Below are 26,326 nucleotides of genomic sequence, written 5' to 3' on the forward strand. Positions count from 1 at the left end.
TTCTTGAAATTAAGGGTACGGAAGGGCCCGGCAGCGCGGGCAATGCTTTTGAGAGACGTAGGGCGCAACGGCTGCGTTGCCACCCCGGGGCTTTTCGAACGCCGCTCTGCGCGTCCAAAACGGTTTTTGCTATTCGGCCGCGACCTGCGTGCGCAGCATCGAGACGTCGCGCAGCGGCGATTGGCCGTAGAAGCGGGTATATTCCAGTCCAAACTGCGACGGGCTCTGATAACCGACGGTATGCCCGGCCATGCCGGCGTCCATGTTGTCGACCAGCATCAGCCGGCGCGCCTCGTTGAGCCGCAATTGCTTTTGATACTGCATCGGCGTCATCGCCGCGACCGCCTTGAAATGATGATGCAGCGACGAAACGCTCATGCCGCAATGCTCCGCCAGATCCTCGATCCGCAGGGGCCGGACATAGTGTTCCCGCAGCCAGGCGATCGCCTTGGCGACCCGGTTTCCCGGGCTGTCGGCCGTGGCGATCTGGATCAAGCGCGGCCCGTACGGTCCCGTCAAAAGACGATAGAGAATTTCCTGTTCGACGAGGGGCGCCACCCCTGCAATATCATTCGGAGTATCAAGGAGCTTCAAGTATCTGAGTGTCGCGTCCACCAGGGCTGGCGATGCCTTGTGAACGACAAGACCCCGCATGCCATCGGCCGTTGCTGCGACGGATGGAACGGCGATCCGCTGCAGCACCTCGCGCAGCCGGTCGGGATTGATCACCATGCCAAGCCCCAGATGCGGCGCCTGCGGACTGGCGACGCTGACCCGCGAGATAACCGGCAGGTCGAACGACACCACGACACAATCGCCAACCCCGTAATGATAGACATCCTGCCCGAGCGTCACACTTTTCTGGCCTTGGGCAATGAGCGCGAAGGCCGGCCGGTGTGCCAGATGAACAGGGTTGGTCGGTGCGGTCTGGCGTCCCAGCAGCAGGTTGTCGATCGCGGTCTCGAACATGCCTGTTCCAGGCGTGTGCCGCGCAATGATCTCAGCGATTTCACCGAAACGTTCTGTCTGGTTCTGCATGGCGCGGAAACGATACCCTGATGTTCGACTGATCCGACGCTACTCCGGAATATCGGACCGGGAAATGCCCACTCCTGCACATTTGCAGGATCGCATAGAAATCTCGGAGTATCGTTGTAACGCTATAGCCCTTGTCTGCCGCATGCTTGGCTCATCGGATCAGCAAGTCCGAAGAATCAAGGAAATCGCCATGACCAGATTGACCGGAAAAACCGCCGTCGTCACCGGCGCTGCCAATGGACCGGCGGCCCGGATCGCAGCCCGGCTTGCCGCTGAAGGCGCAGCCGTCATCATCAACGATGTCGCCGATAGCGACGGTGCATCCCGCCTTGCCGCCGGGATCGTCCGGCGCGGTGGCCGGGCTGTCGCCGTCGAGGGCGATGTCTCAAAGGCGCAGGATGTGAAACGCATTTTTCGGGCGACGATCGAGATATTCGGCCGGCCTGACATCGTCGTCAACAATGCCGGCATCGTCCGGGTCGATCCGCAACAGGCGGAAGCAGACGCCAACCGGACCTTTGCCGTCAATGTCTTCGGCACGTTCCTGATGTGCCAGGAAGCGGCCCGCCAGTTCGCCGGCAAGGGCGGCATCATCATCAATATGAGCGCCATGGCCAATGCCGCCCCGCAAGCCGGAGCGCCGGATGCGGAAACGCAGTCCACCATCAGGAGCGCCATCGACATGCTGACACTTGGCCTTGCCCGCGAATTCGCCGAGCGCGGCATCCGCGTCGTCTCGATCGATCCGGCCGGTTTCGATGCGGAAAACCTGTGCAGCCCCAATCTTCCCGAAAAGACCGCACGCCGCATTCCCGCACTAAGGTCGCTGCGCCGGGGGCGTCTGCCCGGAGCCGGCACGCAAGCCGCCTCCGACGATATCGCCTTCATCCGCAACGAGCTGGTGGCATCCGCCGGCTGGCGCGGCTGGTGAAGCGCGGCCCGTAAAGGCCATCCATGCCGGACGTGCGCCGAATGCCCGCGCTCCGGCAAATTGGGGGCCTGCGCAAGACCGGTGTCAGCCGCGGCGAGCCGCTTCGATCGCCCCGACGTCGATCTTCTTCATGGTCATCATCGCATCGAAGGCGCGCTTTGCTTCACCGCCGCCGGCCGCCATCGCTTCCATCAGGACGCGGGGGGTAATCTGCCAGGACACGCCCCATTTGTCCTTGCACCAGCCGCATTCGCTTTCCTGGCCGCCATTGCCGACAATGGCGTTCCAATAGCGGTCGGTTTCCTCCTGATCGTCCGTTGATATCTGGAATGAGAAGGCTTCGTCCTGTTTGAACGCGGGGCCGCCGTTCAGGCCAATACAGGCAACACCGGCAACCGTGAATTCAACAACCAGCACGTCTCCCTGCTTGCCGTCCGGATAGTCTCCAGGGGCACGCATGACGGCACCCACTGCGCTATCGGGAAATGTCTCTGCGTAAAAGCGGGCGGCGGCTTCAGCGTCTTTGTCATACCAGAGGCAGATGGTATTCTTTGCCATTGCAGTGTCCTTTCGCGCTTCATTCTCCAATTCCATCGGAACCGAAAACTAAACCGAATTGTCCAGGCCGTCCAAACCAATTCACGAGCACTATAGGCAGGGGTCGTTCTGGCCCAATTGCGGCATAAGCTGAGTCCGAAGTTTCGGAGACCCCGCAGCCGTTGAAATGCCTGCAGAACCATAGCCGTCACATGCTGGCGGGTATTCTAGGCAATCGCGATGATCTCGAGTTCCTGATCACCGGCGCCCACGACATCGCCGACGGCCTTGCCCGTCAAAAGCCGCGCCACCGGCGAGACATAGGAAATCGATCCAGCCTTGGGATCGGCTTCATCCTCGCCGACAATCCGGTAGGTCTGCACACGCCCGTCGTTACGGCTGAACGTCACCGTGCTGCCGAACGAGACTTTGTCGATCGATGCCGGCGCGGGCATAACCTCGGCCGTATGAACCCGTGCCGCAAAATAGCGCGTATCGCGCAGCGGGGTGGCCGCCTGCCTGCGCCGTTCGTTGACGTCCTCGATCGTACTCGTGGACTCGTAGGCCGCACGGGCTTGGCTGAGTTCCAACTCCAGCGCCTTCAATCCAGCCTCCGTCACCCGGTTCGGGTGCGGCGAAATCGGCCGGTCCGGCAAATGGGTTTCCGCAGCCGTTTCAGCACTATCATCCTTGGCAAAGGCAACACTCAATCTCAAAACTCCATTTCGGCACGATGCGCCAAGGGCAAGGGCAAGGGCAAGGGCAAGGGCAAGGAGCCATCGCCCGCATGTTTGTCAGAACCGTCTATCGCAAGACAAGGGGTTATCCGCCGATAGTTTACTATCGGTCGCCCACGCCGCTCACGTTTCGGGTTATTTCCCAATAAGCAGCATACCATACACCGAGCCATTATCCTCACATGCCGCAGGAATTCAGACACGGCATTTGCCCAATAACACATCATCCTCGGGTCAAGCCCCTTGGATGAGGGAGGAAATATGCACCTCCTCAGTGCTCAGCAGTCGTCCCGCGTTAGTGGGAGAAAACGGCCTGCCTTCATTTAACTTCAAGCACTTATCGCCCCGTCCTCCTCGCGAGCACTGCCCACCCCACTTAAAAAATCATCCCCGCAAATCCCCGCCCTCAAAACCCGTGCCATCATCAGTGCGTCCTGTCATCGGCGAGACTGCTAGGCGTAGCGGTGAGACAGGGCCGGTGCCGGGTGAAGGACAGACGTAAGCCTTTGCCCGGTGGATGGTCAGAAAGTGGTTTCCCTCCCGTCTGCAAAATGGCGGGGCGTGCCTGTGAGGCACACATGAGGACCGGCGACTGGTGTGTCGAAAGACAGGCCTTTCGCGGCGAGACGGCGAACAGCCGTAAACGCCGCCCCGTATCAAAAGGGCGCCGCCATCCCCGCAGAGAAACCGGAGTTGCCCATCGGCAAACACTGAACGGGGCGCTGGAAGGCGTCATATAAACAAACTTAGCTCCGGCACTTTCCAGCGCCCCGGCCAAGTGAATGAAAGCAAGCAGACCCACGACGGATTTTCCGGGCGTGGCTTGAGGTGTTGAGGGAACCGCGATCACCCTCTTCTCCCCCGCTGGGGAGAAGAGGCAAACCCACCTCCCCCTTGAGGGGGGAGGTCGCGACGCAGTCGCGGGTGGGGGTGACCACCGCGAGCGCCATAGTCAATTGCATATGCCGCAGATCACCCCACCCCGGCACTACGTGCCGACCCTCCCCCTCAAGGGGAGGGTAAAACTGCCGCAAACGCCAAGGGTAACCCCGTGACAGCCCCGTATGGATCGGCTAAACCAAGCCCCGCGAAACAACAGGCTTCCTTGATGACCGCTACCGATCCCGTCGCCAATCTCTCCGCGCTGATCCGCTGCCCGTCCGTGACCCCTGCCGAAGGTGGTGCGCTGACGGCCCTCGAAGCGATGCTGAAGCCGCTCGGCTTCGTTACCGACCGGGTGACGGCGACCGAGGACGGCACGCCGGATATCGAGAATCTCTATGCCCGTCTTGGCACCGAGGGCCCGCACCTGATGTTTGCCGGCCATACCGACGTCGTGCCGGTTGGCGACGAGAGCGCCTGGACGCATGGACCGTTTTCCGCCGATATCGCCAATGGCGAAATGTATGGCCGCGGCGCCGTCGACATGAAGGGCGGCATTGCCTGCTTTGCCGCCGCCGTTGCCCGTCATATCGAGAAACATGGCGCGCCCAAAGGCTCGATCTCGTTCCTGATCACCGGCGATGAGGAAGGCCCGGCGATCAATGGCACCACCAAGCTGCTCGAATGGGCAGCCGCCAAGGGCGAGCGCTGGGACGCCTGCCTGGTCGGCGAGCCGACCAACCCCGACCATCTTGGCGACATGATCAAGATCGGCCGGCGCGGCTCGCTGTCCGGCACCATCACCGTGCACGGCGTCCAGGGCCACGCCGCCTATCCGCATCTGGCCGACAGCCCGGTACGTGGCATTCTCTCGCTGACGCAGGCGCTGATGGACCCGCCCTTTGACGGCGGCACCGACAATTTCCAGCCGTCAAACCTCGAAGTGACGACGATCGACGTCGCCAACAAGGCCGTCAACGTCATCCCGGCCAAGGCGTCGGCGAGCTTCAACATCCGCTTCAACGACACCTGGGACGCCGATAGCCTGAAGGCGGAGATCATCGCCCGGCTGGATCGTGCCGCCGCGGAAAGCCCGCTTCGTCCCGGCCGGCTGCCGGTCCGCTACGATCTTGTCTGGAGCGAACGCCCGAGCCACGTCTTCCTCACCCGCAACAACGCCCTGATCGCTTCACTGTCGGGCGCCGTCGAGGCCGTCACCGGCCGCGAGCCGAAACTGTCGACCACCGGCGGCACGTCGGATGCACGCTTCATCAAGGATTACTGCCCGGTGGTCGAGTTCGGCCTTGTCGGCCAGACCATGCACATGGTCGACGAGCGCGTCGCCGTCGCTGACCTCGAAACCCTGACGCAGATCTACGAAACCTTCATCAGCCGCTGGTTTGGCCATGCCGCAGATTGAGGAAGTCGGGGCCTATCTGAAGGGTGTGTGGCTGCTGGTTCTCGGCGATAGAAGCGGCTTCGACTGGCTCGACATCACGGCGACCGGCGTCTGGCGCTCGTTTGCCGCCTTCCTCTGGTGCCTCCCGGCCATGGCGGTGGGCTGGGCGGCGTGGCGTCTGTTTTATCTGGAACAGATGCCGACAGGCACGGAAACCGGGCTCGGCTTCATTGTAAGGCTGTTTCTGGTCGACATGACGATATGGATCGTGCCGCTGGTGCTGGTGGCGGTGCTGGCAAAACCGCTCGGCTACGGCGACATGCTGGCCTCGATCATCATCAGCACCAACTGGCTCGCCGTCCCCACGGTCTACGCGATGGCCGTTCCCCTGGCGATACGGCTGGTCATCCCAGGCGGCCAGGGGCTGGCTTACCTGTTGTCGCTGATCCTGCTGCTCGCCAATTTCACGGTGGTCTTCAAGCTGGTGAAGACGGTGACCAACAACCAGCTTCTGCTCGCCTCGGCGATCTCGGCCCTTTTGATCCTGCCGTCCCTGATGCTCAGCGAAGCCCTGCCGCCCCTGCTCGGCCTGATGCCGATCTATCCCACGCCCCTTTAGAGCCTCTTACGATCTAATAATCGACCTGCATGAAATAAAGCCCGTCGGGCGGCGCAACGGGACCGCAGGCCTTGCGGTCCTTGGCCTCAAGTGCCGCCCGCACGTCATCCGGCGTCCAGCGCCCGTCGCCGACCATTTTCAAGGTGCCCGCGAACGAGCGTATCTGATTGTGCAGGAAACTCTGGGCCGTCGCCCGGATCTCGATGACATCGCCATCCCGCGTCACATCCAGCCGGTCGAGCGTCCGCCACGGGCTGTTCGCCTGGCAATGGGTGGAACGGAACGTTGTAAAATCGTGATAGCCGACCAGCATCTGGGCGGCCGCATGCATGGCTTCGTGATCGATCGGTTTCGACACCCACCACGCCCGCTTGGCCTCCAGCGCCAAGGGCGATGGCCGCGATATGATCCGGTAAAGATAGTGCCGCCGCAGCGCTGAAAAGCGGGCGTCGAAATCATCGGAAACCTCTGCCGCCTCGATGATCGACACCTGCTGCCCGGCCCGCCCGAGATAGGCGTTCAGCGCATTGCGCAACGTCTCCGGCTTCCAGGCCCGCGACAGATCCACGTGTGCCACCTGGCCCCAGGCATGCACGCCGGAATCGGTGCGCCCCGCACCCCGGATCAAAGCGGGCTCGCGGGTCAGGGCCAGGATCGCCTTTTCGACGGCACCCTGTACCGACGGCCCATTGTCCTGCCGCTGCCAGCCGACATAATTGGAGCCGTCATACTCGATCAGCATGCGAAACCGCGGCATCAGGACAGCCTTGTGCCGGCGGGAATGGGCGTGCCGCGCCGGAAATCCTCGGCATTCAGCACCTTGCCCCCCGCCTTCTGCAGCCGGGTCAGCCGCACCGACCCCTCGCCGCAGGCAATCGTCAGGTCGTCGAACAGCGCGGTGCCCATCGGGCCGCCGGCGGTTTCGACCACCGAAGACAGAACCTTGATCCGCTCCGGCTTGCCGCCGATCTCCAATTCGAACCAGGCGCCCGGAAAGGGCGACAGTCCGCGAATGTGATTATGGACTTCAATCGCGGGCTTGCGGAAATCGATCCGCGTCTCGGCCTTGCTGATCTTGGCCGCATAGATGACGCCATCATTGGGTTGCGGCGTCAGCGGCAGGTCGCCGCCATCGAGCTTGTCCATGGCCTCCTTCATCAGGCCAGCACCGGCCAGCATCAGCTTGTCGTGCAGTTCACCGGCCGTCATCTCGTTGCCGATGGCGACCACCTTGGTCAGCGCCACGTCGCCGGTGTCGAGACCCTTGTCCATCTTCATCACCATCATGCCGGTCTCGTGGTCGCCGGCCATGATCGCCCGCTGGATTGGCGCCGCACCACGCCAGCGCGGCAGAAGCGACGCGTGGCCATTGTAGCAGCCAAGCCTCGTGCCGCTCAGAATCTCCTCCGGCAACAGCAGGCCGTAGGCCACGACGACGGCGACATCGGCGTCGAACTCGCGAAACGTCTGGCGGTCAGCTGCATCCTTGAAATTGACGGGCGTCAGAACCTCGATACCAAGCAGTTCGGCCGCCTGATGCACCGGCGATTTCTGCAGGTCGAGGCCACGGCGCCCGCCGGGACGCGGCGGCTGGGTGTAGACGGCAACGATCTTGTGACCAGCCTGCGCCAACGCTGCCAATGTCGGGACCGAAAATTCCGGCGTTCCCATGAAGATGATGCGAAGCGGCATGGTGCGCGGTTCCCCGTTCTGATCAGGCCCCTTCAAACGGGTTTACGAGCTTCAAATCAAGCCCCTCGAAGTCTTTTGTATTGCGCGTCGCCAGCGTCGCATCCTGCGACAGGCAGATTGCGACGATCATGGCGTCCTTGGTTTCCATCGCTCTTCCCGCCCTCTGACGTTGAGCGGCAATGGCCCCGTAAAACCCTGCTGCCGTTTGCGAAAAGCTCAGGATTCGTCCGGAGAACTCATTTTCAATGCGCAAAAACGTCTGGCGCAGGCTCTCTTGCCGGGCGCTCGGATCCAGTAGGGCGATACCAAAGTGAATTTCCCCCAGCGCGATTGCCGTCAGAAAGATCACCTCGCTATCATAGCCGTCCAACCATCGCAGAATGCGTTCGCTGTGGTGTCGTCCCTGAAGCTCCGAAATGACGTTGGTATCGAGAACGATCATGTGAAGTCCGGCGGCGCACGATCGGGGTGCCTGCGAAAGGCATCGATGGCGCGCAACTCCTCATCCGCAAATTCGGCCTCGCCCAAAACGGCGCGAAGCCGTTGCCCGGCTGTCTGTGCACCGCGCTGCTCTCTCTCTAAGGCAGCACGAATCTGCACGATGGCCTCGTCAGAAAGACTGCGGCCGTTGCGGCGCGCACTTTCCTTCAACTCGACCTTCAAGGCATCGTCAATTCCACGAAGAAGCAGATCGCCCATGCGCACCACCCTATGATATCGCTGATATCATAGGCTCGCTGGCACGGGTTTTCAAGGAAAGCGTCAGATCGCCTTGGCGCCGCGGGTCTTGGCGGCCTTGGTGAACTTGCGGATCACCATTTCGCGCTTGAGCTTGGAAATGTGATCGATGAACAGAACACCGTTCAGGTGATCGATCTCGTGCTGCAGGCAGGTCGCCAGAAGGCCATCGGCCTTGGCCGTCAGTTTCTTTCCTTCGAGATCGATATATTCGATCGTGATGGCCGCTGGCCGTTCGACTTCGGCATAGTAATCCGGAATCGACAGGCAGCCTTCTTCGTAGACGGACGGCTCGTCGGATGTGGTCAGGATCTTCGGATTGATAAAGACCAAAGGCTGCTTTTCCTCGCCGTCCTTCGACACGTCGATCACCAGCATCTGGCGCGGGATGCCGATCTGGATCGCCGCAAGCCCGATGCCCGGCGCGTCATACATCGTGTCCAGCATGTCGTCGGCCAGACGGCGGACATCGGCATCGACCGTTTCCACCGGCTTGGACAGCTGGCGTAGCACGGGATCGGGAAGAATGATGAGCGGCTTGATGGTCATCTGGCTCCCATAACCGATCTTTTGCGCCGATGGAATTCTCGTTTTCAAGATTTTTGCAGCAAACGCAGCAGTTTGTATCGATCGATTCACCAATGTTCTTGTTTTGATCTAGTCAACACATTCGAATCCCCCTACGCTAGGCCGATGGAACCGACAATTATCACGCTCGATCAGCCGCTTTTCATTCTTGGCTCCTATACGGTCACGCTGGGCATGTGCCTGTTCGGCGCCGTCGTCATCCTGCTTTTTGCGGGTATCCCGGCGGTTCTTGGCAGGCGGCGGGACCGGCGGACGGCTGTCGATGCCGAACAGCGCATGACGGCGCTCCTAGCGGCGCAGACCGAGATGCAGGGCCGTATCGCGGCGATGGCCGACGTGTTTGGCGCGCGCCAATCCGAGCTCAACCAATCGATCAGCCAGCGGATCGACGGCATGACGCACCGGCTCGGCACCTCGATCACCGAGCAGACGAAGGCGACGCATGAAAACCTGCGGCGGCTGCAGGAGCGGCTGGCGGTCATCGACACGGCGCAGACCAATATCCAGTCGCTGGCCAAGGACATGGCCGGGCTGCAGAGCATCCTGTCCAACAAGCAGACCCGTGGTGCCTTTGGCCAGTCACGCATGGAAACGATCATTGCCGATGGCCTGCCGATGGGCGCCTATGCCTTCCAGGCGACACTGTCCAATGGATCACGGCCGGACTGCACGATCCGCATGCCGAACGGCCAGCCGGTATTGGTGATCGATGCGAAATTTCCGCTCGAAGGCTGGAACGCCATTCGTAACGCCGAAAACCCGGAGATGGTCCGCCAGGCGCAACAGCAGTTCCGCCGCGACATGGAAGTGCATATCCGGGATATTGCCGGAAAATACCTGATCCCGGGAGAGACACAAGACACCGCCTTTCTCTTCGTACCCTCCGAATCGATCTTCGCCGAGATCCATGAGCATTTCGAGGGGATCGTTCAGAAGGCGCACCGGTCGCGCATCGTCATCGTCTCGCCGTCGCTTTTGATGCTGTCGATCCAGGTCATCCAGTCGATCCTGCGCGATGCCCGGATGCGCGAACAGGCCCATCTGATCCAGGGCGAGGTGATCCGGCTGATGGAGGACCTGACCCGGCTCGACGACCGGGTGCGCAAGCTGCACGGCCATTTCCTCACCACACAGAAGGATGTCGACGACATTCTGGTATCGTCGGACAAGCTCAAGCGTTGCGGAACGCGCATCGAGGCGCTGGACCTCGAAACCGCCAGCAAAGCGGCAGACGGCAAGACGGACCAGAAATCCTTCGACACGCGGATCGGCCAATTGAAGCTGCGGGTGGTTGACGAGGACTGACCCTCTCGGGCACTGTCCCGCAAAAATCGCCTGCCCCGGGAGACACTTCAGATGATCACAGTTTTCGGCTCCATCAACATGGACCTGATCGCCACCACCGCACGCCTGCCCAAGCCCGGCGAGACCGTGACCGGAACAGGATTTTCTACCGCTGCCGGCGGCAAGGGCGCCAACCAGGCGCTGGCAGCGCGGCGAGCCGGAGCAAGCGTCCGCATGGCGGGCGCAGTCGGATCCGATAGTTTTGCCGATGGCGCGCTGGCTCTCCTGAAACAGGCGGAAACCGATCTGTCATTGACCAAAACCGTCAGCGAGCCGACCGGCACCGCGCATATTCTCGTGGGTGGCGATGGCGAAAACGTTATCGTCGTGGTGGCAAGCGCCAATGGCACGGTCAGCGTTGACGATGCGCAGTCCACTGTCGGGACGATGAGCCACGGTGATACGCTGATGCTGCAGCTGGAAATCCCGGCTTCCTCGGTCGAGGAAGCACTCGTTGCTGCCAAGAGCAAAGGCATCATCTCGATCATCAACATCGCGCCTTTGACGGCAGATGCTGCGCGGCTTGGCCGGATGGCGGATATCGTCGTGGCCAACGAGACGGAATTCGAGCTGCTGGCCGGACGCGACGGGCTATCGGCAACGGAGCGTCAGGACGCCATGCAGGCTCTGTCGCGGGAAACAGGCCAGACCGTCATCGTCACCCTGGGCGCCGAGGGCGTCGTGGCCGTGCGCAACGGCAATATCCATCATGCCAAAGGCTTGAAGATCGAGCCGGTCGATACCGTCGGCGCCGGCGATACCTTCTGCGGCTATCTCGCCGCCAGCCTTGATGCCGGGCTCGATTTCGATGCGGCGCTGCGCCGTGCTGCCGTTGCGGGATCGCTCGCCTGCCTCAATCCGGGCGCCCAGCCGGCCATTCCGCTGGCCGCCGAGGTGGACGCCAGACTCTGACCGGCGGCACGGTCAAACCGGCCGTTGCGCAATCAGGACAGCCAAAGTCGCCGACGCGGCACTCGGATCGAAGCCTGGTAAAAACTACGGGATCTCGGTCCCTCACGTTGTTCTAATTTTAATAAATATCGCGCTATCAAAAACCTGCAAAGGCTGCCTTCCCAGGATCAAAGGCGGCCTCACGATGTCGGTCGGCATCTGGCGCTCCATGAGGGGGCATCTCCCATCCAAAGATCGCGTCATTCCGCGGCTTGAAACCCGTGGATCTCTCACAATGCGGGGACACCCATGTTCAAGTTCCAGGCCAAATCGCTGGCGACAAAACTTATAGCGGTTACGGGCGGCACCATTGCGCTCGTACTTCTTGCTTCCAACTATGTGCTGATCTCCCAGACGCAGGACCGCGTCGAGACACTGGTTCTCGACCAGGCGCGCACGGAAGCGAAATCCATTGCGTCCGACATTGCCAGCAACATCGCCGAATTGGCAGGTGCTGCCCGCTCGACCGCCGGTATCATCGGGCGCGGCCAGCAAGGCGGCTATCTCGACCGCAAGGCCGTCGTCGATTTGCTGAAGGCCAATGTCGAAAAGAACACGTTCGCGTTTGGCAGCTGGTTTGCCGAGGAACCGAATGCCTTCGACGGAAAATCCAAGGATTATGCGGGCCAGAAGGATTTCGGCGCCAACAAGGATGGAACGCTGAACCCATACTGGACCAAGAGCAAGACCGGCATCGCCTTCTCGACATTCGATTCCGACTATCCGGCTGACTGGTATGGACTGGCGGCTAAAAGCCTCAAAGGTGCGATGTCGCCGCCCTATACCGAAAGCACCACGGGCGACAACAACTCGATGTCCTCGATCGCCTATCCGGTCCTCTCCAACGGCAAGCTGATCGGCGTCAGCGGCGTCGATGTTTCGCTGTCCTCGCTTGCCAACAAGGTGAAGGATATCCGCCCCTTCGGTACCGGCCGCGTGACGCTGCTGTCGCAAACCGGCAAATGGCTGGTCGCCCCGATCCCGGACCTGCTGATGAAGGACTATGACGGCATCGGAGCGGATGTCGTCAAGAACGCCCTGTCCTCCGCAAAGCCGGGCATGATCCATGACCTGACCTATGACGGTAACGAGACCTTCGAGCGCGTGGTCTATCCGTTCAGCCTGCCCGACGTGAACACCACCTGGGTCGTTCTCGTCGACGTCCCGCAATCAGCCATCAACGCACCGGTCGTCGACCAGACCTACATGATGATCATCGGTGGACTGATCGTGCTCGGCGCTGTGCTTCTCGGCCTCTACCTCTCCGTTCGCAGCTTCGTTCAGAAGCCACTTGCGGGGCTGGTCAGCGATGTCGAGAACCTCAGCAAGGGCGTCTATGCCACCGCCGTTTCCGGTCAGGATCGCACCGACGAAACCGGCTCCGTCGCCAAGGCTCTCGAGGGCTTCCGCCATCGGCTGGCCGATACCAAGCGCCTGGAAGCCGAAGCACTGCAGGAGCGCCAGTCTTCCGAACAGCAGCGCAGCCAGTCCGAAGCCGAACGCGCCCAGTCGAACGCCACCCAGCGCGAGATCGTCGCGAAGCTCGCCAAAGGCCTGTCGCAGCTTTCCTCCGGTGACCTTGCCTATCGCATCACCGACGATTTCCCCGGCGAATATGCCCAGCTGAAGACCGACTTCAACTCCGCCATGGACAGCCTCGAAGAGACGATCCAGACCGTCAACAGCTCGGTGGTCAACATCGGCACCGGCACCAGCGAAATCAGCAACGCCGCCAACGACCTGTCGCACCGCACCGAACAGCAGGCCGCAAGCCTGGAAGAAACGGCGGCAGCGCTCGATCAGCTGACCTCGCAGGTCAATGCCAGCGCCGACAATGCCAAGGTCGCGGCGAAATCCGTCGAGACCGCCAGCAGCGATGCCGAACAGTCCGGCGAAGTGGTACAAAAGGCGATTGCCGCGATGAAGGGCATCGAGCAGTCTTCGGGCGAAGTCAGCCGCATCATCGGCGTCATCGACGAAATCGCCTTCCAGACCAACCTGCTGGCGCTGAACGCCGGTGTCGAAGCCGCCCGCGCCGGCGATGCCGGCAAGGGATTTGCCGTTGTTGCCCAGGAAGTGCGAGAACTCGCCCAGCGTTCGGCCAATGCCGCCAAGGAGATCAAGCAGTTGATCAACACCTCGGCCGGCCAGGTTCGCGACGGTGTCGATCTCGTCGGCCGTGCCGGTGGAGCGCTGCAGAAGATCGCCGACCAGGTGGTCCAGATCAACGGCCTGATCCGCCAGATCTCGGGCTCTGCCTCCGAACAGGCCGTCGGCCTGAAGGAGATCAACACGGCGGTCAACCAGATGGACCAGGTGACCCAGCAGAACGCTGCGATGGTGGAAGAAACAACCGCCGCCAGCATGGCGCTGAACGAGGAAGCGCGCGCATTGAGCACGCTCGTCTCCCGCTTCCATGTTGCCCGTCAGGCGCAGTCTTCCACCGACATGCTGCGCAACACTGCCGACCGGATGCGCACGCCCGCCAGAGCATCCACGCCGAGCTACAGCGCGCCTGCGAAATCGGCCCCGGCCCGTTACAGCGCCCCGGCGCCAAGGGCAGTGCCGCAGGTTTCCGGCAACACGGCCCTTGCCCAGGACAATTGGGAAGAGTTCTAAGCCGCAGGCGCTCGACCATTCAGACGAGATGCAAACGGCGCCCATGTGGCGCCGTTTGGTTTTGTGCGCCGCACACCCCAATGACGGCCAGCCGCCGCCTCTGCTCGCTCGCCAACCTCAAGTGGAACTTTTAGCAACCTTCAGCGTTAAGGGTGCATTATCAACGCGGAGGAATTCGAGATGACTGATCGTGGACCCACAGTTATCAATACGGGCCGCAGCAACACCGGTTGGATTGTTGCTGTCATGCTGGCGCTTGCCGTCATCGCCGGCATACTGATGTATACCGGCGTTATCAACCTCAACGGTGGTGGCCGTACAGAGGTGAACGTCAACGTTCCGGCAGTGGAAACCCCATCGACCGACAAGCCAGCAACGGACACCCCGGCAACGGGTACGCCTGCGACCGGCACGACAACGACGCCCACAACGACCACACCCACAACAACAACCACACCTTAGATGTGACGCTCGATTGGGAGTTATGCTCTCAAAACTCGAAAAACGGCGCCCTTGCGGCGCCGTTTTTTTATTGGCCGTATTACCAGCTCCTAGAGACGCGCTAGGCGCTCCGTCAGGAGATCGAAAAACCCCTGATCATCAACTTCGCGCATCACCTTGGCATTGTGTTTGCGGCCGGTGACCTGCCACCAATCGACAACGGTCATGCCGACGGTCAATTCCGACTTGGTCTCGATCTCGACATTGCAAGCGCGGCCCTTGAACAGCTCGGGACGCAGCAGATAGGCAATGACGGTCGGATCATGCAGCGGGCCGCCATCGGAGCCGTATTTCTCGATATCGAAGCGTTCGAAGAATTCCAGCATTTCGGCCATGGCGACCGCCGCCGGCGAGCCGATCGCTCTGATCTTTTCGACGCGGGTCTTGTAGGTCAGTACCCGGTGTGTGACATCAAGCGGCATCATGACGATCGGAATGCCGGACTTGAAGACGATGTCAGCGGCATCGGGATCGACGTAGATATTGAATTCTGCAGCCGGCGTGATGTTGCCCCCCTCAAAGAAACCACCGCCCATCATCACGATTTCGCAGACGCGCGGCGCGATCTGCGGCGCCTTGTTGAGCGCCAGCGCGATATTGGTGAGCGCGCCCAGCGTGCAGAGCGTGACGGTGCCTGACTCCTCAGTAAGCAGGGTCTCGATGATGAAATCGACCGCATGCTGCGCCTGCATCGGCATGGTCGGCTCTTCGACGACGGGACCGTCGAGGCCGGTCTTGCCGTGCACGTGCTCCGCCGTCACCAGCTGGCGCACCAGCGGCCTGTCAGCCCCGGCATAAACCTTCACGTCGCGGCGATTGCACAGCTCGCAGATCACCCGAATGTTGCGGGACGTCAGCGCGACCGGCACATTGCCGGCGACGGCGGTAATCCCCAGCACATCGAGCTCGCCGGGGCTGCCGAGCGCCAGCATGATCGCGGCGGCATCGTCCTGCCCCGGATCGGTATCGATGATGATCTTTCTCGGCACGGCCATGCGGGTCTCCTCCAAATCGGCGAGCGGGACTATGATTTGCCTCTCGGCCCAGTGCAAGCGCCTTGCACTCGCTACGCACAGCTACCATATTAAGCCTCGCGGATGCTGCCTCGCAGGTCCGTCAAAACAGTCGCTTGAGCTGCAAGGACTAGATATGACCCGGATCACGCCCTTCACGAGCCCGCTTTTGCTCGGTTTCGACGCGATGGAAAAGACCCTTGAGCGCATCGCCAAGGGCAATGACGGCTACCCTCCCTATAATATTGAGCGCGTGCGCCACGACGATTCATCCGTCGAGCCGGACAGTCTGCGAATCACCCTGGCCGTCGCCGGTTTTTCCGAGGACGATCTCGACGTCACGACCGAGGAGAACCAGCTGATCATCCGCGGGCGCCAGACCGAAACCGGCGATCGCGACTATCTGCACCGGGGCATCGCCGCGCGCCAGTTCCAGCGCATGTTCGTGCTGGCCGACGGAATGCAGGTTTCCAAGGCCGAGCTGAAGAACGGCCTGCTGTCGGTCGATCTCATTCGTCCGGAACCCGTCCGTATGGTAAAGAAAATTAATATTTTGGTCCCAGAGTAGGATGACCGGCAGCTTGTGCCGGCTGCACCAAGGACCCGGCCGCTCCCAATGGCCTCGAACTTCGTACAGGAAAATCAATGTGTTGCGGATTTTATTGTCCTAAGGACGACGAAATCGGCAAAGCCACGGAGTACGACTCATGGGATTGAAACACGTCAGCTCACATCTGTCGAAAAATGACCTGGCGCATCTGGGCGCCGGCGAAGTTGGCTATATCCGCAAGATGCGCTCGGACGAAGTGTCCCGCGTCTTCCCGGAAGCCCCGAATATGGACCCTGATCTTGACCTGTGGGCCCTGTTCGGCGCCGACGGCACGCCGATCCTTTTGACCGACAACCGTTCCAGCACCTTCTTCAAGGCCGCAGAAGACGATCTGCGTACCGTCAGCCTGCATTAAGGCGACGGGCTGACGTGACATTCCGGCCTAGACGCGCCGGAATGTCAGATAGGCGGACTTGCGGCCTTCCCGGCGCGCCTTGGCCTCGTAGCGCGTGCTCGGCCAGCCGGCATAGGGCGTCAGCCAGTCTGAGGCATTTTCCGCAGTCCATTCGAACGCCGCGTGATCGTGGCAGTGCGACAGCGTCCAGTTGACGTAAGTGTCGATATCCGAGGCGAAGCAGAAGATGCCGCCCGGCTTCAGCACGCGGGCGAACCGGTCGAGATTGACCGGAGACACGAAGCGGCGCTTCCAGTGTTTCCGCTTCGGCCACGGATCCGGATAGAGAAGATCGATCTGATCGATCGAATTTTCCGGTAGCCAATCCAGGACCTGCGTGGCGTCATCATCGTGCAAGCGGATATTTTCAGCACCGCGCTCCTCGATATACCCCACCAGCTTTGCCATGGAATTGACGAAGGGCTCGACGCCGATAAAGCCTGTATCCGGGTCTTCAACGGCGCGGTGAATCAAGTGCTCGCCGCCGCCAAATCCGATCTCCAGCCGCCCACGTCCGACGGGATGGGTAAACAGCGTCTTCACGTCTGCGGGTGCGGGCGCGGCCAAGTCGAGCCGGAACAAGGGCAGGACCGTATCAAGATGCGTCGCCTGCAGCGCGCGCAACGGTTTGCCCTTGCGGCGGCCGAAGAAAGCTTCGGTCGAGCGGCTGCGATGCTGTTCAGTCATGGCAATGGTCTTTCACGATAAAAGCGGACGTCTCCGTCAGGAAACATCCGCTTTACAGTTTTATCGGCAGGTCCGTAAAGAGCCGGATCAGGCGGCCTTCAGCCCTTCTTCCTTCAAAGCATCCTTGAGCGGCTTGACCAGATCAAGCTTTTCCCAGGAGAAGGAGCCGTCGCGCCCAGCCTTGCGGCCAAAATGACCATAGGCCGAAGTCTTGGCATAGATCGGCTTGTTGAGATCAAGATGGCGGCGGATGCCTGATGGAGACAGATCCATCGTCTTGCGGATTGCGCCTTCGACCTGGTCTTCCGTGACCTTGCCGGTGCCATGCAGATCGACATAGATCGACAGTGGCTGCGCGACGCCGATCGCATAGGCGATCTGGATCGTGCAACGGTCTGCAAGGCCAGCGGCCACGACGTTTTTGGCGAGGTAGCGTGCAGCGTAGGCTGCCGAACGGTCGACCTTGGTCGTGTCCTTGCCGGAGAACGCGCCGCCGCCATGCGGGGCTGCGCCGCCATAGGTATCGACGATGATCTTGCGGCCGGTCAGGCCCGCATCACCATCCGGACCGCCGATGACGAACTTGCCGGTCGGGTTGATGTACCAGTTGCAGTCGTCGGCAATGTCGATGTCGTGCAGCGCTTCGCGGATATAGGGCTCGACGACTGAGCGGACTTTGGCCGAATCCCAGCTTTCGTCGAGATGCTGGGTGGACAGGACGATCGAGGTTACCGCGGATGGCTTGCCATCGACGTAACGGACCGTCACCTGGCTCTTGGCGTCAGGACCAAGGCGGCCAGCTTCGCCGACGCCCTTCTTGCGGGCCGTCGCCAACAGATCAAGAATGCGGTGCGAGTAATAGATCGGCGCCGGCATCAGCTCTGCCGTTTCCTTGCAGGCGTAACCGAACATGATGCCCTGGTCGCCGGCACCTTCGTCACCCTGCTTGTCGGCGGCATTGTCCACGCCCTGGGCGATATCGGCCGACTGGGGATGCAAAAGCACGTCGATCTTGGCGGTCTTCCAGTGGAAGCCGGCCTGCTCGTAACCGATTTCACGGATCGCCTTGCGGGCGGCGGCCTTGAACTTCGCAGGATTGATAACCGGATGGCCGGCGGCGTCCTTCAGGACATTGCCGTCCTTGTCCTTCTTCAAAAGCGTGTCCGGCACGCGGACTTCACCGGCGATGATGACCCGGTTGGTCGTCGCCAGAGTTTCGCAGGCGATGCGAACACCCCAGGGATCCACGCCGGTTTTGGCGGCTTCACGATACACAAGATCGACGATTTCGTCGGAAATCCGGTCACAGACCTTGTCTGGATGGCCTTCTGCCACGGATTCACTCGTAAACAGGTAGTTAGCGCGCATGCGGGAAGTCCCCTCAAAGAAAAAACTGCTTCAAACGTGTTAGTGATTTTGCCAGGAAATGACAAGCACACAAGGACATAAATATATCTTTATATCAGCAAAAGAGGAACGATTTTCCGGGCATTCGACGCTTTTACGTGGCATTTCAGCAGTCTGCCACTTTCAAGATAACCGTCGTGTCGTGCATCAGCGCACAAAAAAAGCGGCACTGTCGGCCGCTTTCTTTCACTCTGTGCCGTCACGTCAGCCTTATTCGGCTTCCGCTTCTGCTGCCAAAGCCTTGACGAGGTCCACGAGCTTACGGCGCACCTTGGGATCGCCAATCTTGACGAATGCACGGTTGAGCTGGAGACCTTCGGAGGATGACAGGAAATCGACCACGTAGTTCGAGCTCGAGGCTTCTGCCATGCCAGACGCACCGGTGGACGAATCGCCCGGAGCATCTTCGAAAAAGAAGGATACCGGAACATTCAAGATGCTTGAGATGTTCTGCAGACGGCTGGCGCCGACCCGGTTCGTGCCCTTTTCATATTTCTGAATCTGCTGGAAGGTAATCCCGAGGGCCTCTCCGAGTTTCTCCTGGCTCATGCCCAGCATGGTACGCCGAAGACGAATCCGGCTACCGACATGAATGTCGATAGGGTTCGGCTTCTTCTTGTTCTCTATCATAACGGTTTCCTAATAAGAGAAGTTTCAATTGCTCCATAACCTGGACACTTGCCGAGAGCAGACTACACGTCACGTGTGCAGCCGGGGCGGAAACCCCTCGAACATAGGTGAAGATCGATGGTGAATGCCACTATGCAATTTTAGGGGTTTTTGGTCAATTCTCTCGCAGAATAAAACTTGCGCGGGAAATAATCGCTAAACCGAGCAGAAGGCACCCAATCAGGATTGCGTTTCGTTCTTGCTCCTCATGGCTCATTAGCAAAGCAAACTTTCCCGGCAAAAGTGTGTCCACGAAGCCCCTTGTTCCGAGCGGAAACCCGGTGACGATCTCTCCGCGTCCGTTGATAACTGCCGAAACGCCGGTATTGGCGTCGCGAATGAGCGGCAGGCCTGTCTCCACCGAGCGTACCTGGGCCTGCTGGAAATGCTGGTAAGGTCCGGGCGTATTGCCGAACCAGGCGTCGTTGGTGAGATTGAGCAGGGCGTCGGCCTGGCGCGCATCCCTGCCGATTTCGCCAGGAAAAATAGCCTCATAGCAGATCAGCGGATAGAGCGTCGTACCGCCCGGCAGTGTCAGCAACGAGCGTGTTGCCGCGGCGGAAAAGCCGCCGGGCATGGCGACCGTATCCAGCCCGGCCGCCTGCAGCAGGTTTTCCAGCGGCAGATATTCCCCGAAGGGAACAAGGTGCACCTTGTCGGACGCGCCAACTATCTGGCCCCGGTCGTCAATCACATAGATCGAATTGTAGTAGCGCGGCGGCTGGCCGGGGCCACTGGCTTCAGCCCGCACGGCGCCGGCGATGAGCAACTGGCCATCCTGTAGCACATCGGAAATTCTCAGCAAGGCATCGGGATTTTCGGTCAGGATGAACGGCACTGCGGTTTCCGGCCAGACGACGATATCTGGGCGCTTGCCGCCATCGGCGGGTGGCGCCTGTGTCAGTGCAAGATGCTCTTCAAAGATCTTCATCCGCTCGTTATCATCGATTTTCTGCGATTGATCGATCAACGGTTGGACAAGCCGGACCATCAGAGCGGGATCGGCAGGCGGTGGCAACGGCTGTTCCAGCCGGTAAAAACCGTAGCCGAAATGTGCGCATACCAGCAGAACAGCAAGACCCAATCCGACACGCAGTCCCTTGCGGGTGCCCAGCAGCGCCGGCGCTGCGAAGACGAAGACAGCCAGCATATTGACGCCGGCAAGGCCGATCACCGCGGCCGGCTGCATCATCAGCGGAACGGGCATGGCCGCATAGCCGATCGCATTCCAGGGAAAGCCGGTGAGGACAAAGCTGCGCAACCACTCAAAAAGCCCGAAGGCAAAGGCGAGCGCAGCAATCCGGCCGAGGCCGTCGGACCAGAGGATGCGGGAGATCGCGGTTGCGAACGCATAGAAAAAAGCCAAGAACGCCGGGACACCGATAACAGCCAGTGGCACCGCCCAGGCAAAATCATCGGCTTCGACGAGAAGCGCGTTGCCCAGCCACCACAGGCCGCCAAGGAAATAGCCGAAGCCGAAACACCAGCCGATCCAGAACGCCGGAAAGCTGCGCCTGATCATGCCATGGTCGGGATTGCCCGATGCGCCATCGATCAGCCAGACGAGAATGGGGAAAGACAGGAACGGCGCCGCGAAAATGCCGAAGGGCGGCAAAGCGAAAACGGCAATCAAACCGGCGACGAAGGCGACAAGAGCCCGGCGGGCTCCCGACAACAGCATAATCCTGCCCGCAAGCCACTCCATTCACTTCCCCCAATCGGCACAAGCCGCCACCCGGTCATTCGCGCGGCAAACAGAAACGCGCAAAAACCGTCGATCCGAATCAACGTGGCGGCAGTGTTCCAAAAAAGCAGCGGCTTGTCGTGCCTGGAAACGGCGTTTTAGGCGAAGAGCGTAGGGGCTCAGCCGGTTTCGCGCAGTGTTTTTTCCGGCTCGGCGGTTGGTGATGCCTCGAAAGGCACATCCTCTTCGCCCTTTGCCGGACGGCGGCGAGCCGGTGGACGCTTTCGAACGATCCGCACGCGCTTCACACGGCGCGGATCGGCATCCAGAACCTGGAACTCGAAACCGGGGATCGCCTGGACCACTTCGCCACGGGCGGGAATGCGGCCGAGTGCTGCAAAGACCAGGCCACCGAGCGTATCGACATCCTCCAGCTGCTCGCGCACATCGAAATCCGGTCCGATCGCTGCGGCAATCTCTTCCAGTTCGACGCGGGCATCGGCCACGAAGACATCATCGGAGGTTTTTGCGAACATGACTTCTTCATCGTCATGCTCGTCTTCGATATCGCCGACGACCATTTCGACGATATCCTCAAGCGAAGCGAGGCCATCGGTGCCGCCATATTCGTCGATCACCAGGGCCATCTGAATACGGGCGGCCTGCATGCGCTGCATCAGATCCGAGGCGTGCATGGACGGCGGCACGAACAGGACCTGGCGGATGATGCCGGCCTCTTCGACTGTCTTTGACAGATCGATACGGCCGAGATCGAACCCGGCTTTAGGCTGGCGAACCGGCTTTTCCGCCGTGCTGGCTGTTGCGCTGGCCGTTGAACGGCTGCCGTTGCGCCGCTTGTTGCGGGCCTGTTTGGTGACATAGGACAGCAGGTCGCGGATATGGACCATGCCGCGCGGGTCATCGAGGCTTTCGCTGTAGACCGGCATGCGCGAGCGGCCGGATTCCTCGAAAATGACCATCAACTCGGCGATGGTTATGCTGAGATCCACCGCTTCGATATCGGCCCGGGGGACCATGACATCCTCGACACGGACCTCACGGAAACGCAGAATATTGTTGAGCATGGCACGTTCGGCCGGCGTAAAAGCCGTATCGCCATCGGCCGCACCAGTCATCAACGCGTCGGTAAGATCTTCACGAAGGCTGGAGGCATTGCCCGCACGCCAGATCCGGGCTGCACGGCTCCAGAAGGAGGAGCCAGACTTGCCGTTCTCAGGTTTCGGGACGGTGCTACTACTGCCCGCTTCGTCCTGACTGGAGGCTTCCGCCTCGTCTCTTACAGCCGGGGCCGGCTGTGCTCTAAAATCGCTCATTGTTCCAAACTATCAAACGGGATCGCTGTCCCCATAGGGATCAGATAAACCAAGACCGGCCAAAATGCGAGTCTCCAGGCTCTCCATTCTTTCGGCATCGCTCTCATCGAGGTGATCATAACCGAAAAGATGCAGAAATCCATGCACCAGGAGATGGGTCAGGTGCTCGTCGAAAGGCTTGCCGAGATCATTGGCCTCGCGCACCAGCGTCTCATGGGCAAGGATGATATCGCCGAGCATCGGCCCCGGCATCTTGCCCGGCGTCACCGGAAAGGCTGGAAAAGACAGCACGTTGGTCGGCTTGTCCTGGCTGCGCCATTCCGCGTTGATCTCGCGAATGGAGGCGTCGTCGGTAAAGACCAGTGACACTTCCGGCGGCATTTTCGGAAACGGTTGTTTTTCTTCGCGCGTGAGGAAATCGGCGCTCGCGCCAAGGACGCGCTCGCTGAGCGACGCAAGGTCCGCCTCGGAAGGCCATGGGCCTTCCTCGACGCTGATCTGGATATCAAGGCTCGTCATGATTGGCTTGCTTCCGCCTCTCAGCGGTCGCCCTGCTCGCTTTCGTCATGCACGGCGGTCGTTGCCTCATAGGCACGAACGATGCGGGCAACCATCGGATGGCGGACAACGTCGACATCCTTGAAGCGGACCACCGACACGCCCTCGACCCCCTTGAGGATCTGCAGGGCCTCGACAAGGCCGGACTTGACGCCGCGCGGCAGATCGACCTGGCTCGGGTCACCAGTGACAATCATCCGGCCGTTTTCGCCAAGACGCGTCAGGAACATTTTCATCTGCATCGCCGTGGTGTTCTGCGCCTCATCGAGGATGACGGCGGCATTGGCGAGCGTGCGTCCGCGCATGAAGGCAAGAGGCGCGATTTCGATGACACCGGCAGTGATAGCCCGTTCGACCTTGTCGCCGGGCATCATGTCGTAGAGCGCATCGTAGAGCGGCCGCAGATACGGATCGACCTTGTCCTTCATGTCGCCGGGCAGGAAGCCGAGGCGTTCGCCTGCTTCGACGGCAGGACGCGAAAGCACGATGCGGTCAACCGCGCCGCGCTCCAGAAGCTGTGCAGCGTGTGCCACCGCCAGATAGGTCTTGCCGGTGCCGGCCGGACCAACACCGAACACCAACTCGGACCGCTCCAGCGCGCGCATATAGGCGTCCTGCGTCGGCGTGCGGGCCGCGACGGTCTTTTTGCGCGTCGAAATCTGCGCGAGGTTCAGCTTGGCTTTCTTTTCCATGGTCGGCAACTGTAGCTGGTCATCGGCGGCAACAGCCATGCGGATGGCGCCTTCGACATCGGAGGATTCAACGGTGCTGCCGTTCTGCAGGCGCCCGTAGAGATAATCGAGCGCACGGCGGGCCTGATTGGTGGCGACCACTTCGCCCGAGATCGAAACGGAATTGCCGCGCGGCCGTGCATCGATATGCAGGCGCTGTTCGATCAATTTGAGATTCTGGTCGAACTGGCCAAACAACTCGCTGGCGAACCGGTTGTTCTCAAATGTGAGCACGAAGTGATTGACGTCTGTCGCGGATGTTTTCGACTGGCGCGGCGAGGATGAAACCAATTCGTGTCCGTTCAAGCGGTCAGGCTCCTTGAGTTAGCGGTCCTTCAGCTTACCACTTCGGCAAACAGACTGTTAGGGCCCGCACCAGTGATTCGTACAGAAACAATGTCACCGATTTGCGATGCGTTTGCATCAACATTCACCGACTGGAGCCAGGGCGAACGGCCGATCAGCTGCCCCGGCATGCGGCCAGGCTTCTCCAGAAGCAGGTCGATGGTCTTGCCGATACATTGCTGGGCAAATTCGTTTTGCTGTTTTAGCAACAAAGCCTGCAATCTTTCCAATCGCTTGGCCTTGACGTCTTCCGGAACCTGATCGCCGAGGTCGGCGCCGGGCGTTCCCGGGCGGGTCGAATACTTGAACGAAAATGCCTGTGCATAACCAACGGTTTCCACCAGGCGCAACGTATCCTCGAAGTCCTCGTCGGTCTCGCCGGGAAAACCGACAATGAAATCGCCCGACAGCGCAAGATCGGGCCGGGCTGCCTTGATACGGGCAATTAGCGCGATGTACTCGGCCGTCGTGTGCCGCCGGTTCATCGCCTTGAGGATGCGGTTGGAGCCGGACTGGATCGGCAGATGCAGGTAGGGCATCAGTTGCTTCAGGTCGCGATGGGCCTCGATCAGGCTGTCTTCCATGTCGCGCGGGTGGCTGGTGGTGTAGCGCAGACGGGCAAGGCCCTCGATCTGGGTCAGGCGATGCAGCAGTTGGCCCAGCCCCCACTTTTCGCCATCGGCTCCAAGGCCGTGCCAGGCATTGACGTTCTGGCCGAGAAGCGTGATTTCGCGTACGCCGGCATCGACCAGCTTCTGGGCTTCGGCAACGATCTGAGCAACCGGCCGGGACACTTCGGAGCCGCGCGTATAGGGCACGACGCAGAAGGTGCAGAACTTGTCACAGCCTTCCTGCACGGTGAGGAATGCGGTGACGCCCCTCGCCTTGGTCTTGGCCTTGTCAGGCGCCGGCAGGTGCTCGAACTTGTCTTCGATGGCATAATCGGTTTCCAGAACCCGCTCACCGCGCTGGACGCGCTTCAAAGCTTCGGGAAGCCGGTGATAGGTTTGCGGGCCAATGACGAGATCGACGGCGGGCGCCCGGCGCAGGATTTCGTCGCCTTCGGCCTGCGCCACGCAACCGGCAACGCCGATCATCATTTCGCGGCCTTCGCCGGCCTTTTTCTTCTTCAAATCACGCAACCGCCCGAGCGCCGAGTAGACCTTCTCGGCGGCCTTCTCGCGGATATGACAGGTATTCAAAAGCACAAGATCGGCGTCTTCCATGACGTCGGTCGAGACATAGCCGTCCTTGGCCAGCGCATCCGTCATCCGGTCGGAATCGTAGACGTTCATCTGACAGCCGTAGGTCTTCACAAAGACCTTGCGGACCGGTGGGCTTTCGAGAGCCATTTCGGGCTTTGCGGATAAAACGGCGATTTCCTGTGTCATGCCCGGTTCCATAGAGCATCGAGGCCCAAAATTGAAGCCCCTTCCCTTGCCCCGGCTGCGTCAGCGGCCGCGCAACTTGAGAGCCAGCATCGAGCGGATGCTCTTTTCCACCTGGCGGCTGACGACCTTGCGATTGCTCTCCGACGTATAGGTGATCTGCTCACCGTAGATCACATCGACATCGACAGCACCCTCGTAGAGGATGCCGAGCAGATGCGGCGCCAGCGCGATGTCACCCGGCCAGGCGGCGACCGGCCGGTGATAACGGCCCATCGGCATGCCGTGAATGCCGGTATAAGCGATGGCGACCGGCTGGACATGGACGGCACCGGTTGGCGACATCGGCACGGCGGCGGCGGCGGCGCCGAACAGCGAGGTCTTGATCTCCAGCAACCGGTTGCCATCCGATGTGGTGCCCTCGGGAAACAGAACGACGATCTCGCCGTCGGCCAGCCGCTTGCCGATCTCGTTGACCTGATTGCCGGTAGTGCGTTTCTGATCGCGATCGATGAAGATCGTTGCCTGCAAGCGTGCCAGAAGGCCGAAGACCGGCCAGGCCTTGACGTCGGACTTGGCGACGAAGACCACATCGGCGATCGAGCCGAGAACAAGGATATCCTTCCAGCTGGCGTGATTGGATACCAGCATCAGCGGCCGCTGCCGGTCCGGCGTACCGTGGACGCGCACCCGGATACCGACGAGACGGCAGGCCAAGCGGTGCCAGAGGCGCGGCAGCGTGCGCCGTTGCGGCGTGTCCAGCCAAAGGAAAACGATTTGCACCGGCGCCATGACAAGGGTCGCAAGCACGAGAATCGTCATGCACAGCGTGACGCGCAGCCAATTGATCACGCGCTGTTTCCCAGCACGGCGGCCGGCATAGCCGCCACCCGCAACGAGCCGCGTCTATCGTGATCTCTGCATGGTCTG

General features: G+C 60.9%; 27 protein-coding genes. 9 read left to right on the plus strand and 18 right to left on the minus strand.

Annotation, left to right across the window (positions count from 1 at the left end; all coding sequences use genetic code 11):
- Window positions 1-129: 129 nt before the first annotated feature.
- Window positions 130-1,038, minus strand: a complete 909-nt coding sequence (locus ACP7BS_RS23150; RefSeq protein ID WP_426124103.1) for an AraC family transcriptional regulator — start codon at window positions 1,036-1,038, stop codon at window positions 130-132.
- Window positions 1,039-1,228: 190 nt separating this feature from the next.
- On the opposite strand from ACP7BS_RS23150, the gene ACP7BS_RS23155 reads away from it, so the two are divergent.
- Window positions 1,229-1,969, plus strand: coding sequence for an SDR family NAD(P)-dependent oxidoreductase (locus ACP7BS_RS23155; protein WP_426239978.1), 741 nt, complete (start codon window positions 1,229-1,231; stop codon window positions 1,967-1,969).
- A gap of 84 nt (window positions 1,970-2,053) precedes the next feature.
- On the opposite strand, the gene ACP7BS_RS23160 is transcribed toward ACP7BS_RS23155, so the two are convergent.
- The gene (locus ACP7BS_RS23160; RefSeq protein WP_426229413.1) at window positions 2,054-2,527 is read right to left on the minus strand and encodes a VOC family protein; all 474 of its coding nucleotides are present in this window, start codon (window positions 2,525-2,527) and stop codon (window positions 2,054-2,056) included.
- Window positions 2,528-2,733: 206 nt separating this feature from the next.
- Window positions 2,734-3,216, minus strand: a complete 483-nt coding sequence (gene greA / locus ACP7BS_RS23165) for a transcription elongation factor GreA (RefSeq protein ID WP_426239979.1) — start codon at window positions 3,214-3,216, stop codon at window positions 2,734-2,736.
- A gap of 1,135 nt (window positions 3,217-4,351) precedes the next feature.
- Between greA and dapE the strand changes: the two genes are divergently transcribed.
- Together dapE and ACP7BS_RS23175 are read left to right on the plus strand one after the other, a co-directional pair.
- A complete protein-coding gene (gene dapE / locus ACP7BS_RS23170; protein ID WP_426239980.1) occupies window positions 4,352-5,545 on the plus strand; it encodes a succinyl-diaminopimelate desuccinylase in 1,194 nt (397 codons plus the stop codon).
- Window positions 5,532-6,143 (plus strand): hypothetical protein, encoded by a 612-nt coding sequence (locus ACP7BS_RS23175; RefSeq protein WP_426239981.1) that lies wholly within the window; start codon window positions 5,532-5,534, stop codon window positions 6,141-6,143. The genes dapE and ACP7BS_RS23175 overlap by 14 nt, the downstream gene beginning before the upstream one ends.
- 13 nt (window positions 6,144-6,156) lie before the next feature.
- On the opposite strand, the gene truA is transcribed toward ACP7BS_RS23175, so the two are convergent.
- The 5 genes from truA to def form a co-directional block, all read right to left on the minus strand.
- The gene (gene truA, locus ACP7BS_RS23180) at window positions 6,157-6,900 is read right to left on the minus strand and encodes a tRNA pseudouridine(38-40) synthase TruA (protein ID WP_426239982.1); all 744 of its coding nucleotides are present in this window, start codon (window positions 6,898-6,900) and stop codon (window positions 6,157-6,159) included.
- Window positions 6,900-7,835 carry a methionyl-tRNA formyltransferase gene (gene fmt, locus ACP7BS_RS23185; protein WP_426239983.1) on the minus strand — a complete coding sequence of 312 codons (936 nt, stop codon included), beginning with the start codon at window positions 7,833-7,835 and terminating at the stop codon, window positions 6,900-6,902. Before fmt ends, truA begins: the two co-directional genes overlap by 1 nt.
- Before the next feature lie 22 nt (window positions 7,836-7,857).
- Complete coding sequence (locus ACP7BS_RS23190) at window positions 7,858-8,277, minus strand: type II toxin-antitoxin system VapC family toxin (RefSeq protein WP_426239984.1); 420 nt, start codon at window positions 8,275-8,277, stop codon at window positions 7,858-7,860.
- On the minus strand, window positions 8,274-8,534 hold the full coding sequence (locus ACP7BS_RS23195) for a FitA-like ribbon-helix-helix domain-containing protein (protein WP_426239985.1): 261 nt from the start codon (window positions 8,532-8,534) through the stop codon (window positions 8,274-8,276). Before ACP7BS_RS23195 ends, ACP7BS_RS23190 begins: the two co-directional genes overlap by 4 nt.
- A gap of 63 nt (window positions 8,535-8,597) precedes the next feature.
- Entirely contained in the window at window positions 8,598-9,122 is a 525-nt protein-coding gene (def, locus tag ACP7BS_RS23200; protein WP_426231166.1) for a peptide deformylase, read from the minus strand.
- A gap of 144 nt (window positions 9,123-9,266) precedes the next feature.
- On the opposite strand from def, the gene ACP7BS_RS23205 reads away from it, so the two are divergent.
- The 4 genes from ACP7BS_RS23205 to ACP7BS_RS23220 all read left to right on the plus strand — a co-directional run bounded on the left by ACP7BS_RS23205 (window position 9,267) and on the right by ACP7BS_RS23220 (window position 14,537).
- Window positions 9,267-10,466 carry a DNA recombination protein RmuC gene (locus ACP7BS_RS23205; RefSeq protein ID WP_426239986.1) on the plus strand — a complete coding sequence of 400 codons (1,200 nt, stop codon included), beginning with the start codon at window positions 9,267-9,269 and terminating at the stop codon, window positions 10,464-10,466.
- A gap of 51 nt (window positions 10,467-10,517) precedes the next feature.
- Entirely contained in the window at window positions 10,518-11,417 is a 900-nt protein-coding gene (locus ACP7BS_RS23210) for a ribokinase (RefSeq protein WP_426239987.1), read from the plus strand.
- Between the two features lie 288 nt (window positions 11,418-11,705).
- Window positions 11,706-14,075 carry a methyl-accepting chemotaxis protein gene (locus ACP7BS_RS23215; RefSeq protein WP_426239988.1) on the plus strand — a complete coding sequence of 790 codons (2,370 nt, stop codon included), beginning with the start codon at window positions 11,706-11,708 and terminating at the stop codon, window positions 14,073-14,075.
- 180 nt (window positions 14,076-14,255) lie between these two features.
- Entirely contained in the window at window positions 14,256-14,537 is a 282-nt protein-coding gene (locus tag ACP7BS_RS23220; protein WP_426239989.1) for a hypothetical protein, read from the plus strand.
- A gap of 89 nt (window positions 14,538-14,626) precedes the next feature.
- Here the strand turns inward: ACP7BS_RS23220 and ACP7BS_RS23225 are convergent, their stop codons facing one another.
- The gene (locus ACP7BS_RS23225; RefSeq protein WP_426239990.1) at window positions 14,627-15,571 is read right to left on the minus strand and encodes a nucleoside hydrolase; all 945 of its coding nucleotides are present in this window, start codon (window positions 15,569-15,571) and stop codon (window positions 14,627-14,629) included.
- Window positions 15,572-15,725: 154 nt separating this feature from the next.
- Between ACP7BS_RS23225 and ACP7BS_RS23230 the strand changes: the two genes are divergently transcribed.
- Both ACP7BS_RS23230 and ACP7BS_RS23235 read left to right on the plus strand, forming a co-directional pair.
- Window positions 15,726-16,157, plus strand: a complete 432-nt coding sequence (locus ACP7BS_RS23230; protein WP_426231160.1) for an Hsp20 family protein — start codon at window positions 15,726-15,728, stop codon at window positions 16,155-16,157.
- Window positions 16,158-16,296: 139 nt separating this feature from the next.
- A complete protein-coding gene (locus ACP7BS_RS23235; protein WP_037104558.1) occupies window positions 16,297-16,554 on the plus strand; it encodes a DUF1150 family protein in 258 nt (85 codons plus the stop codon).
- 27 nt (window positions 16,555-16,581) lie between these two features.
- Here ACP7BS_RS23235 and trmB read toward each other — a convergent pair whose 3' ends face one another.
- From trmB to ACP7BS_RS23280, 9 genes are all read right to left on the minus strand, one after another.
- Entirely contained in the window at window positions 16,582-17,280 is a 699-nt protein-coding gene (gene trmB, locus ACP7BS_RS23240) for a tRNA (guanosine(46)-N7)-methyltransferase TrmB (protein ID WP_426239991.1), read from the minus strand.
- A gap of 87 nt (window positions 17,281-17,367) precedes the next feature.
- Window positions 17,368-18,648 carry a methionine adenosyltransferase gene (metK, locus tag ACP7BS_RS23245; RefSeq protein ID WP_426231158.1) on the minus strand — a complete coding sequence of 427 codons (1,281 nt, stop codon included), beginning with the start codon at window positions 18,646-18,648 and terminating at the stop codon, window positions 17,368-17,370.
- A 249-nt stretch (window positions 18,649-18,897) separates the two neighbouring features.
- Window positions 18,898-19,317 (minus strand): helix-turn-helix domain-containing protein, encoded by a 420-nt coding sequence (locus tag ACP7BS_RS23250; protein WP_113246676.1) that lies wholly within the window; start codon window positions 19,315-19,317, stop codon window positions 18,898-18,900.
- A gap of 154 nt (window positions 19,318-19,471) precedes the next feature.
- Window positions 19,472-21,061 (minus strand): apolipoprotein N-acyltransferase, encoded by a 1,590-nt coding sequence (gene lnt, locus ACP7BS_RS23255; protein ID WP_426239992.1) that lies wholly within the window; start codon window positions 21,059-21,061, stop codon window positions 19,472-19,474.
- Window positions 21,062-21,219: 158 nt separating this feature from the next.
- Window positions 21,220-22,374 carry a transporter associated domain-containing protein gene (locus ACP7BS_RS23260; protein ID WP_426239993.1) on the minus strand — a complete coding sequence of 385 codons (1,155 nt, stop codon included), beginning with the start codon at window positions 22,372-22,374 and terminating at the stop codon, window positions 21,220-21,222.
- Between the two features lie 12 nt (window positions 22,375-22,386).
- A complete protein-coding gene (gene ybeY, locus ACP7BS_RS23265) occupies window positions 22,387-22,893 on the minus strand; it encodes an rRNA maturation RNase YbeY (protein WP_426239994.1) in 507 nt (168 codons plus the stop codon).
- 20 nt (window positions 22,894-22,913) lie between these two features.
- Window positions 22,914-23,969, minus strand: coding sequence for a PhoH family protein (locus ACP7BS_RS23270; protein WP_426231154.1), 1,056 nt, complete (start codon window positions 23,967-23,969; stop codon window positions 22,914-22,916).
- A 29-nt stretch (window positions 23,970-23,998) separates the two neighbouring features.
- Window positions 23,999-25,399: a tRNA (N6-isopentenyl adenosine(37)-C2)-methylthiotransferase MiaB gene (gene miaB, locus ACP7BS_RS23275; RefSeq protein WP_426239995.1), complete on the minus strand. Its 1,401-nt coding sequence runs from the start codon at window positions 25,397-25,399 to the stop codon at window positions 23,999-24,001.
- Window positions 25,400-25,459: 60 nt separating this feature from the next.
- Complete coding sequence (locus ACP7BS_RS23280; protein ID WP_426239996.1) at window positions 25,460-26,248, minus strand: lysophospholipid acyltransferase family protein; 789 nt, start codon at window positions 26,246-26,248, stop codon at window positions 25,460-25,462.
- Window positions 26,249-26,326: the final 78 nt, after the last annotated feature.

Source organism: Pararhizobium sp. DWP1-1-3, from assembly GCF_049896125.1.
Classification (GTDB): domain Bacteria; phylum Pseudomonadota; class Alphaproteobacteria; order Rhizobiales; family Rhizobiaceae; genus Pararhizobium.

Excerpts from the sequence above, each read along its gene's own strand:
- ACP7BS_RS23150 (WP_426124103.1), bottom strand. The coding sequence starts at position 1,038 with ATGCAGAACCAGACAGAACGTTTCGGTGAAATCGCTGAGATCATTGCG.
- ACP7BS_RS23155 (WP_426239978.1), top strand. The coding sequence starts at position 1,229 with ATGACCAGATTGACCGGAAAAACCGCCGTCGTCACCGGCGCTGCCAAT.
- ACP7BS_RS23160 (WP_426229413.1), bottom strand. The coding sequence starts at position 2,527 with ATGGCAAAGAATACCATCTGCCTCTGGTATGACAAAGACGCTGAAGCC.
- dapE (WP_426239980.1), top strand. The coding sequence starts at position 4,352 with ATGACCGCTACCGATCCCGTCGCCAATCTCTCCGCGCTGATCCGCTGC.
- ACP7BS_RS23175 (WP_426239981.1), top strand. The coding sequence starts at position 5,532 with ATGCCGCAGATTGAGGAAGTCGGGGCCTATCTGAAGGGTGTGTGGCTG.
- truA (WP_426239982.1), bottom strand. The coding sequence starts at position 6,900 with ATGCCGCGGTTTCGCATGCTGATCGAGTATGACGGCTCCAATTATGTC.
- fmt (WP_426239983.1), bottom strand. The coding sequence starts at position 7,835 with ATGCCGCTTCGCATCATCTTCATGGGAACGCCGGAATTTTCGGTCCCG.
- ACP7BS_RS23190 (WP_426239984.1), bottom strand. The coding sequence starts at position 8,277 with ATGATCGTTCTCGATACCAACGTCATTTCGGAGCTTCAGGGACGACAC.
- ACP7BS_RS23195 (WP_426239985.1), bottom strand. The coding sequence starts at position 8,534 with ATGGGCGATCTGCTTCTTCGTGGAATTGACGATGCCTTGAAGGTCGAG.
- def (WP_426231166.1), bottom strand. The coding sequence starts at position 9,122 with ATGACCATCAAGCCGCTCATCATTCTTCCCGATCCCGTGCTACGCCAG.
- ACP7BS_RS23205 (WP_426239986.1), top strand. The coding sequence starts at position 9,267 with ATGGAACCGACAATTATCACGCTCGATCAGCCGCTTTTCATTCTTGGC.
- ACP7BS_RS23210 (WP_426239987.1), top strand. The coding sequence starts at position 10,518 with ATGATCACAGTTTTCGGCTCCATCAACATGGACCTGATCGCCACCACC.
- ACP7BS_RS23215 (WP_426239988.1), top strand. The coding sequence starts at position 11,706 with ATGTTCAAGTTCCAGGCCAAATCGCTGGCGACAAAACTTATAGCGGTT.
- ACP7BS_RS23220 (WP_426239989.1), top strand. The coding sequence starts at position 14,256 with ATGACTGATCGTGGACCCACAGTTATCAATACGGGCCGCAGCAACACC.
- ACP7BS_RS23225 (WP_426239990.1), bottom strand. The coding sequence starts at position 15,571 with ATGGCCGTGCCGAGAAAGATCATCATCGATACCGATCCGGGGCAGGAC.
- ACP7BS_RS23230 (WP_426231160.1), top strand. The coding sequence starts at position 15,726 with ATGACCCGGATCACGCCCTTCACGAGCCCGCTTTTGCTCGGTTTCGAC.
- ACP7BS_RS23235 (WP_037104558.1), top strand. The coding sequence starts at position 16,297 with ATGGGATTGAAACACGTCAGCTCACATCTGTCGAAAAATGACCTGGCG.
- trmB (WP_426239991.1), bottom strand. The coding sequence starts at position 17,280 with ATGACTGAACAGCATCGCAGCCGCTCGACCGAAGCTTTCTTCGGCCGC.
- metK (WP_426231158.1), bottom strand. The coding sequence starts at position 18,648 with ATGCGCGCTAACTACCTGTTTACGAGTGAATCCGTGGCAGAAGGCCAT.
- ACP7BS_RS23250 (WP_113246676.1), bottom strand. The coding sequence starts at position 19,317 with ATGATAGAGAACAAGAAGAAGCCGAACCCTATCGACATTCATGTCGGT.
- lnt (WP_426239992.1), bottom strand. The coding sequence starts at position 21,061 with ATGGAGTGGCTTGCGGGCAGGATTATGCTGTTGTCGGGAGCCCGCCGG.
- ACP7BS_RS23260 (WP_426239993.1), bottom strand. The coding sequence starts at position 22,374 with ATGAGCGATTTTAGAGCACAGCCGGCCCCGGCTGTAAGAGACGAGGCG.
- ybeY (WP_426239994.1), bottom strand. The coding sequence starts at position 22,893 with ATGACGAGCCTTGATATCCAGATCAGCGTCGAGGAAGGCCCATGGCCT.
- miaB (WP_426239995.1), bottom strand. The coding sequence starts at position 25,399 with ATGACACAGGAAATCGCCGTTTTATCCGCAAAGCCCGAAATGGCTCTC.